This window comes from Acetobacter lambici (genome assembly GCF_011516885.1).
GTDB classification, from domain to species: Bacteria; Pseudomonadota; Alphaproteobacteria; order Acetobacterales; family Acetobacteraceae; genus Acetobacter; species Acetobacter lambici.
Genome location: NZ_WOTD01000069.1, coordinates 1 through 7,274, shown reverse-complemented (window position 1 = coordinate 7,274; position 7,274 = coordinate 1). Strand labels below are relative to the sequence as shown.

Genomic DNA, 7,274 nt, shown 5'->3' with positions numbered 1-7,274 from the left:
CCCGCTATCACTTGGAGCCGAGAGTGGGGTGATCGTTATGGGAAATAACCAGCAAGAATACAGGCGCTTAGGTTGGCCGTAGCAAGACACGCCCGAAGCCACTGGGCAGGGAGTATAAATCATTTGGATCGGGCAACGATGCTTTCGGTTTTCGGCCTTGACACGATGATGTTCGGTGCGGGCGGCAATCCAGATTTTCTGGACAGCGTCAAGATTCATGAAGGCAATTCCGAACCCAACCAGAAGGTCGAGCCAGACCGAATGGTGGCCGAGCGTGATACGGAAGCAGTTTTCATTCTGGGTTCTATTGGCATATCGGACATAATCTTCAAGTAGTTCTGTGCAGCAGTGGCCCATACCTGTCACTTGAACAAGGTTTCCGGAACTCCCGTTTCGTTTTCAGAAAAACTACCAAATTTGACAGCAAGAATAGGCAAAACAAACAGGTTAAGTATCATTGATGTCATGAGCCCTCCAAGAATGACAGCTGCCATAGGTCCTTCGATTTCCCGCCCAGGCGCATTCATATCAACAGCCAGAGGCGCCAGTCCAAGCGCCGTAACGAGCGATGTCATGAGTACGGGGACGACGCGGTCTCTGGCCCCCCGGAGCGCTGTTGTTACTCCCCATGTGAGATGTTCCCGCTCGACCAAAGTCTCAAAATGCGAAATCATCATCACCGAATTCCGAAGCGTAATCCCGAATAGAGTAACGAAGCCGACTGTTGCCCCAAGAGTTAGCGTTGTGCCGGAAACAATGATTGCCAGAATGCCGCCGACAAATGCGAAGGGAAGATTGACGAGTATCAGAGCGAGATTGCGCCATCCTTGTGTGATTATTGAGAGCAGAATCATGACCGCTATGGCAGCGAGCCCGGAATTTATAAACAGTTCCTTGCGTGATTGTGATTCAGCTTCCGCTGCGGATGTAAACTGAACGTAGGTTCCAAGAGGCAGTTTGATATTTTTTGCTATAGCCGTGCGTGCGTCCTGAACGAAAGATTGAGCTGATCGTCCTGTAACATTTGCGGTGACAGTCTGTGTTCTCTGTGCTCCCAGATGTGACACCTGATAGCGACCGTTCGTCTCATATATGTCTGCGACAGCGCGGAGTGGTACGTAGTTTCCGTGAACAGTATGCAGTGGCAGGAAGCCGACAGACGCAACATCATTACGACTTGCGTCATCAAGACGAACCATAACATTAAAAGCCGCAGAACGCTCGTATATCTGCCCCACGGTTTCACCCTGCCAGGCTGTATGGATGGATCGGAGTACATCCGCCGACCGAAGCCCCCAGCGCTCCAGATCAGCAGGGCGTAGCCGAATAGCAAGTTCCGGAACACCAGGGGGTGCTTCTATCCGGACATCTGTTGCGCCATGTATCTGATGCAACATGCGGACAATATTATTTGCCTGGATATCCAATACATCCAGATCATCGCCAATAATATTGATTGCCACAGCCGAAGACGAACCAGAAAGGGTTTCGTTTACGCGCATCGTCAAAAAACTACTGACAGAAAAACTGGCCCCAACGAACCCGTCAAGCGCTTTGCGAACGCGGGCATCAATCTGTCGGGAAGCCTTCCCATCCACCTGATTCAAATCAACCTCAAACTCGCTGGTATGTGGTCCATACGTGTCCTCATCCAGCGAGGCGCGTCCGACTCTCTGAGCAACCGAACGGATTTCGGGAAGCTGACGAAGTTTTTCTGTAACCTGTCTACCTAATTTCAGAGACTGTTCCAGGGAAGTCCCCGGAGCAGCCGTCATATGAATGATAAGGTGACCTTCCTTGAAATCAGGAATGAAATCGCTTTCAAGGAATGGAAGGGCCGCAAACCCTATCAAGGTGGTCAGGATCATCCCGCCTATAACAAATCGGGGATGGCGCATTAATCTGGCCAGAAGACGTTCATAAGCTCTGGCGGTCCATCCTGCCAGGGGGGGCTCTCTCCGGGTTTCTCCAGGCGTCGCCAAGAGCCATGCGCAGAGTGCAGGTACAACGGTTACAGCAGCGGCAAGAGAAGCCATGACCGCAAGAACATAAGCTGTTGCCAGTGGAGCAAACAGTCGTCCCGAAAGTCCGGGAAGGGCGATGACAGGCAAGAAAACGATAATGACAGCAAAGGTCGCGTAAACCACTGCACTGCGGACTTCAACGCATGCATCGAGTACGACGCGCGCTGTAGATGCGGGCTGGACCAGAAGCCGGTTTTCACGCAATCGGCGTGTAACATTTTCGACCCCGATCACGGCGTCATCCACGACCTCGCCGATGGCGATAGCAAGCCCCCCCAGGGTCATGGCATTCAAAGTAACCCCGAGTGTCTCCAGCAACGACAGGGCTATCAGAATAGCCAAAGGTATGGTGGCGCAACAGATTGCAGCGGTTCGCAGGTCAAAAAGGAAAAGAAAGATTACGGCAACCACCAGAAAACCGCCCAGAAGCAATGCTCGTGTGGCATTCCCCAATGCGGTCGTAATGAAATTGGCGGGTCGGAACAGGTCAGCATGCAATGTAATCCCCTGTCCCTGCAATTGCGGGCGGAAATCGGTAAGTGCCGCCTCGATTTCCCGGGTCACAGCCATCGTATTGGCACCGTACTGTTCCCATATATTAACCACAATGCCTGTCTTTCCCTCGATACTGGCCGCGCCGAAGGCGGGAATAGGGGCTTCAGTTACAGTGGCAATACTGCCCAGTGTGACAGCACCATTATCAGAGCGGACAATCACAGTGCGGGCCAGACTTTCTGGCGTCAGGGCCTGACCGTCAGACTGAAGAACGACTCTTTGGTTCGGGGTATCAATAAAGCCGGCCCCCTGTATGCCAGTTGCTTCCTGGGCAGCCGCAAGGACGTCATCAAGTCCGATATGATGCAAGATGAGTTGGTCTGGATGTACCTGTATCTGGAGTGACCGACGCTCCCCGCCAAACACACTGACTCCAGCCACACCAGGCAACGCCAGCAGACGCGGCCTTAATGACCAGTCAGTAAGCGTGCGCAACTGCATGAGGGACTGTTGTTCCGACGTCAGACCAATCACCAGTACCAGACCGGCGGATGAGGTCAGTGGCGTCATAGTCGGAGCATGAACACCGGCTGGCAATTGCTGTGCAACAACATTCATTTGTTCCCCGACCAGTTGCCGGGCGCGATAAATATCGGTCGATGTCGCAAACAGGACGTTGACGACTGACAGTCCCTGAATCGAAGTCGATTGCACGCGCTGAATACCCGGGAGGCCGGTCAGGGCAATTTCCATTGGGCGACTAACCAATGTTTCGACCTGTTCCGGCGTAAAACCAGCGGCTTCGGTCTGGATCGTGACCCGTGGCGGAATGAATTCCGGAAACACATCATAGCTGGCATGTCTCAAGCCATACAGGCCATAGAAGAACAACAGACATGCGGTTGCGATAACCACGCCCCGGAAGCGGATCGAAAACCCGATAATAGCTGCCTGAAGGCTGAAAGAACGTCCCGTCATCAGTCGTCATCGTCTCCTGATTCAAGCTGAGCTCGGAATTCTTCAGACAGAAGTAATTGCGTACCCTCTACGACGATTTGCGTTTCGTGTGTGATTTGTCCTGGAGTATCTTGGATCAGGTAGCCACCTTCTCGGTCCGGCACGTCGGTCGTAAGGGGTAGGCGTGTAAATTTTCCGTGTCCGTTATCACGGTATATCCACGACTTACCTTGCAGCCAGATAATAGCTGATGCAGGTATCCGGATACCGGGACGTTCCTCTTCGGTAGGCAGGAGAACGGAAACATTCATGCCCGCGACAAGCTGACTTTCAGCCGACGCAAAATAGAAAAAGCTACGCCCCTGAATAGCAGGATCGGTCATGGTTACAGGAGACAAATAGTGGAGCATTGTCCCGTGTCCACCCGTGTTTCCATAATCGGTCACATCCGCCTGACTTGGTGGGGTTGGTAGATCCGTATCTGGTGGAAGGGTCACCTTGACCAAGACCACTTGTTGTTGAAGTAACTGTGTAATGAAAATTGTATTTTTTTCGGTAGCGTCAGATATGACCGAACCAAATTGCTGTCTGATAATATTAAGTGCGTTATTCACCCGGACCTGTTCTGCTTTTACCATAGCTGAGTTGGACTGAAATCTGGCTGTTGTCTCCTGGAATTGTTCCTGAGAGATATTCTGCCGGTCGCGATACAGTCCTTTGTCACGATCGAGTTTCGCACGGGCAAGCGTCTGCTGTGCCTGCATGCTCTCCAGCCGCGCTTTCATGTCAGCATAATCACTAACAAGAGTGATAAGTTGTGTTGCGTTCAGAACGTAACCATAGGCGGGAACCAACTTTCTCCAAGGCACGATGCTGGGTCGTGCAGAAGCGATGCCACTCTTCGTAACTGCTTCCGGGGAGACCGTCACGGTCGCCTCTGCGCCAAGAACCGAAACTGGTGGATCATCATCATCTGCAATAGCAATGTCCGCCACGTTTAGAACTAGGAAGACAGAAAGACCTACAAGAGGCAGCCAGAAGGCCCTCGCTTTCATGGTGAGTTCCTTTGGTTATTTTCAAGCAGGCCGGAAACCTGCGCGGCACTGGTGTGATCAAAAATGGGCTGCTGCATGCCATCTTCGATCTGACCTATGGCTTGCCGTTGCTGAATTTCTGCTTCAAGAAGAGCGGTCTCTGCTTGAATCTGCTCTATATGAGTCATAACCATCGTTGGTCGGTCGATTGCGCCTGACTGAAGGCGGTGCTGCATCTGGTTCAGCCTTACCCGTACGGTTTTGGCAAGTTCATCCGCCTGTAGCAGAATTGATGTCGTGCCGCGGTAATTGGCCGTAGCCTGCGAGATGGACTTAAACATCGTGTTCTCTGCACGCCGGAGACGAGCCGCCGCCTCATGCTCCTGCCCAACAGCTTCAGCTATGGGGCCTTCGTTCTGATTGAAAATCGGAATTTGCAGAGAGGGATTTACCTCAAAGCGATTTGAAATGTCCCAGTTATAGGCGGGACTGATGGTGACATCGGGATAGCGTCGGGAAACTTCGACCCGTAGAGCCTGTCGGGCGGCGTCATAAGACGCAAGAAGTTCCCGCAGATCCGCGCGTTGCATTACGGCTTGGTATCTCATGTCCTGTGAATCGCGGTATTCCATGAGGTCGGGACAGACATCAAATGCTTTTGTATCAAGAGCAATGGAATCAAGTGCTTCGGCAGGAACCCCGATTGCTCCTGCCAGAGCTGCCTTACGGACGGCATACTCGCGCCGCAGATCACTGACAGACAACTCGGCATGGATCATTTCCGTCCGTACCTGCGATATTTCGAGAGCGGATGCTCGCCCCTGATCAAAACGTGCCTGTTCCAGGGTAAAGAGTTCGCGTTTAGCTGCCGCAGTCTCTTCCACAAGCTTGAGGCGCCCGGATACAGCCCAGACGCCGAGAAGAGCAGACCGCGTGTCGCTGCGTAGTTTCCATGCAGTATTGATGACTTCCCATTGCGCGACGGCAGCCCGATATCTGGCTTCTTTGATACGGTGATAACGCCTGCCGAAAAATTCGATCAGTATTGACGCGCCGTAGCCGACGTAATGAGCCGATGGGCCACCCAGCACCGTGAAACTGGGATTGGGCAGTTGACCGGCTGTCTTGATTCCAGCGCGAGCCGTTTCCAGTTCAGCTTTAGCTACAAGGATATCGGGATGAAAATACAAGGTAGCAAGCGTCAGGCGAGTGATGCCCCATGCGTTTTCCTGACTCGATACGTTTGGTCCGAGAACTTTTGTAATGAATTCTTGCAATCCGGCATCCGTAAATTGACGGCTGGAAAATTTCTGGACATCTGATTCCGGCGAAATATTTGAGTGATCACTATTTGTACAGCCACAGAGCAGGGGAAAAATCAGGAGAATGAATGCCGCATTATAGCGTGTGCGTCTCCTTACCTGCTTAATATATTCTAGAGTATTATATGATTTATACATTGATATGTCGTGATATATCTGATTTGTTATCTGTTAGTTCTACTCTCGATTGTCGCATAATCTGCACACCTCCACTAATACCAAGCATCGCAAGGATGGCAGCTACCGCAATATCCGGCCACGCAGAACGAGTGCCAAACACGCCCAGAGCTGCCAGCACAACGGCAACATTTCCGATCGCATCATTACGAGAGCAGATCCATACAGAACGGCGGTTGGCATCACCTTTCCGGTGTGTCCATAATATGAGGGCACAGGCCAGATTGACCGCGAGGGCAAGCAGACCAATGCCGCCCATTGCGTCTGGGTGAGGCGGATGGTTGCTGTTCATTACTATCCACCCAGCATTGGCCATTACCCATAGCCCAGCCATGAACAGGGTCAGGCCTTTCAGAAAGGCCGCGCCAGCTCGCCATCGCAATGCCATTCCGGCAACACTGAGGCTTATTGCGTAGTTGGCGCTGTCGCCAAGGAAATCAATCGCGTCCGCCTGTACGGATGCAGATCCAACCGACACGCCAGCCCCAGCTTCAACGGCAAACATGCTGGCATTGAGAAAAAGCGCGATCAGGAGCGCTCTCCGCCATGATTTATTGATTGGTAGCGGCGTATCTGTGCATCCACCACAGCATCCTCCTGCCATCCAGCGCCTCCCTGACGAATCATCTGTTTTAATGTATGCTCCCTGTAGCAACTACAGGGTCAAGAGGCAGGGAATGCGATCGATTGGTGCCTTGGGGAAGGCGACGAATACCAAAGTCGAGACGATCCGCTATTACGAACGGATCGGTCTTCTGGCTCCGCCACAGCGGACCGATGGCAATTATCGCACTTATGATGATGAGGCACTCGCGAGACTGTCTTTTATTCGTCGATCTCGGGATCTGGGTTTTTCATTAGACCAGGTAAGAGCTCTATTATCCCTAACGGATCAGGGAACCCAGGATTGTAAGACAGTTGATAGAATTGCTCGTGACCATATGGCAGAAATTGAGCGCAAAATTGCGGATCTCATCGCATTGCGCCATGAACTTTCTACGATGATAGAATCATGCGGGGGAGGTAATATTTCAGAATGCCGAATTATTGAAGCACTTTCTCCGTTTGATAATTAGTTCTCCTGACTTTTTTCGCAGCCAGTCGATTCTGCATTTGACGGAAGATTACCCGAAATAGTTATACGGCCTCATCCTCACGTGTCAGAATCTGAAAAATCCTCATGGAAAATTCAAGGACTATACGTGCTCCCATGGTGGCAGTTTATGATCAGGCCAGTTCTGAAGCAGACATTCGGCTTCCCCCCC

At 51.9% G+C, this 7,274-nt stretch carries 6 protein-coding genes; 2 read left to right on the top strand and 4 right to left on the bottom strand.

Going from position 1 to position 7,274, the window contains the following annotated elements:
* Window positions 1-123: 123 nt before the first annotated feature.
* Window positions 124-336: a hypothetical protein gene (locus tag GOB86_RS14210; RefSeq protein WP_003618805.1), complete on the top strand. Its 213-nt coding sequence runs from the start codon at window positions 124-126 to the stop codon at window positions 334-336.
* 26 nt (window positions 337-362) lie between these two features.
* Here GOB86_RS14210 and GOB86_RS14205 read toward each other — a convergent pair whose 3' ends face one another.
* From GOB86_RS14205 to GOB86_RS14190, 4 genes are read right to left on the bottom strand one after another with little or no spacing between them, the layout of a single operon-like run.
* Complete coding sequence (locus GOB86_RS14205; RefSeq protein ID WP_019092215.1) at window positions 363-3,497, bottom strand: efflux RND transporter permease subunit; 3,135 nt, start codon at window positions 3,495-3,497, stop codon at window positions 363-365.
* Window positions 3,497-4,531: an efflux RND transporter periplasmic adaptor subunit gene (locus GOB86_RS14200; protein WP_011251445.1), complete on the bottom strand. Its 1,035-nt coding sequence runs from the start codon at window positions 4,529-4,531 to the stop codon at window positions 3,497-3,499. Before GOB86_RS14200 ends, GOB86_RS14205 begins: the two co-directional genes overlap by 1 nt.
* Window positions 4,528-5,970, bottom strand: a complete 1,443-nt coding sequence (locus GOB86_RS14195) for a TolC family protein (protein WP_194301209.1) — start codon at window positions 5,968-5,970, stop codon at window positions 4,528-4,530. The genes GOB86_RS14200 and GOB86_RS14195 overlap by 4 nt, the downstream gene beginning before the upstream one ends.
* On the bottom strand, window positions 5,963-6,613 hold the full coding sequence (locus tag GOB86_RS14190) for a cation transporter (protein WP_010516881.1): 651 nt from the start codon (window positions 6,611-6,613) through the stop codon (window positions 5,963-5,965). Before GOB86_RS14190 ends, GOB86_RS14195 begins: the two co-directional genes overlap by 8 nt.
* Window positions 6,614-6,686: 73 nt before the next feature.
* On the opposite strand from GOB86_RS14190, the gene GOB86_RS14185 reads away from it, so the two are divergent.
* Window positions 6,687-7,085, top strand: a complete 399-nt coding sequence (locus GOB86_RS14185) for a MerR family transcriptional regulator (RefSeq protein ID WP_003618791.1) — start codon at window positions 6,687-6,689, stop codon at window positions 7,083-7,085.
* Window positions 7,086-7,274: the final 189 nt, after the last annotated feature.

What these genes read in the sequence shown, in the direction of transcription:
- GOB86_RS14195 (WP_194301209.1), bottom strand. Translation starts at nt 5,970, where the DNA reads ATGTATAAATCATATAATACTCTAGAATATATTAAGCAGGTAAGGAGA.
- GOB86_RS14205 (WP_019092215.1), bottom strand. Translation starts at nt 3,497, where the DNA reads ATGACGGGACGTTCTTTCAGCCTTCAGGCAGCTATTATCGGGTTTTCG.
- GOB86_RS14190 (WP_010516881.1), bottom strand. Translation starts at nt 6,613, where the DNA reads ATGGCAGGAGGATGCTGTGGTGGATGCACAGATACGCCGCTACCAATC.
- GOB86_RS14185 (WP_003618791.1), top strand. Translation starts at nt 6,687, where the DNA reads ATGCGATCGATTGGTGCCTTGGGGAAGGCGACGAATACCAAAGTCGAG.
- GOB86_RS14200 (WP_011251445.1), bottom strand. Translation starts at nt 4,531, where the DNA reads ATGAAAGCGAGGGCCTTCTGGCTGCCTCTTGTAGGTCTTTCTGTCTTC.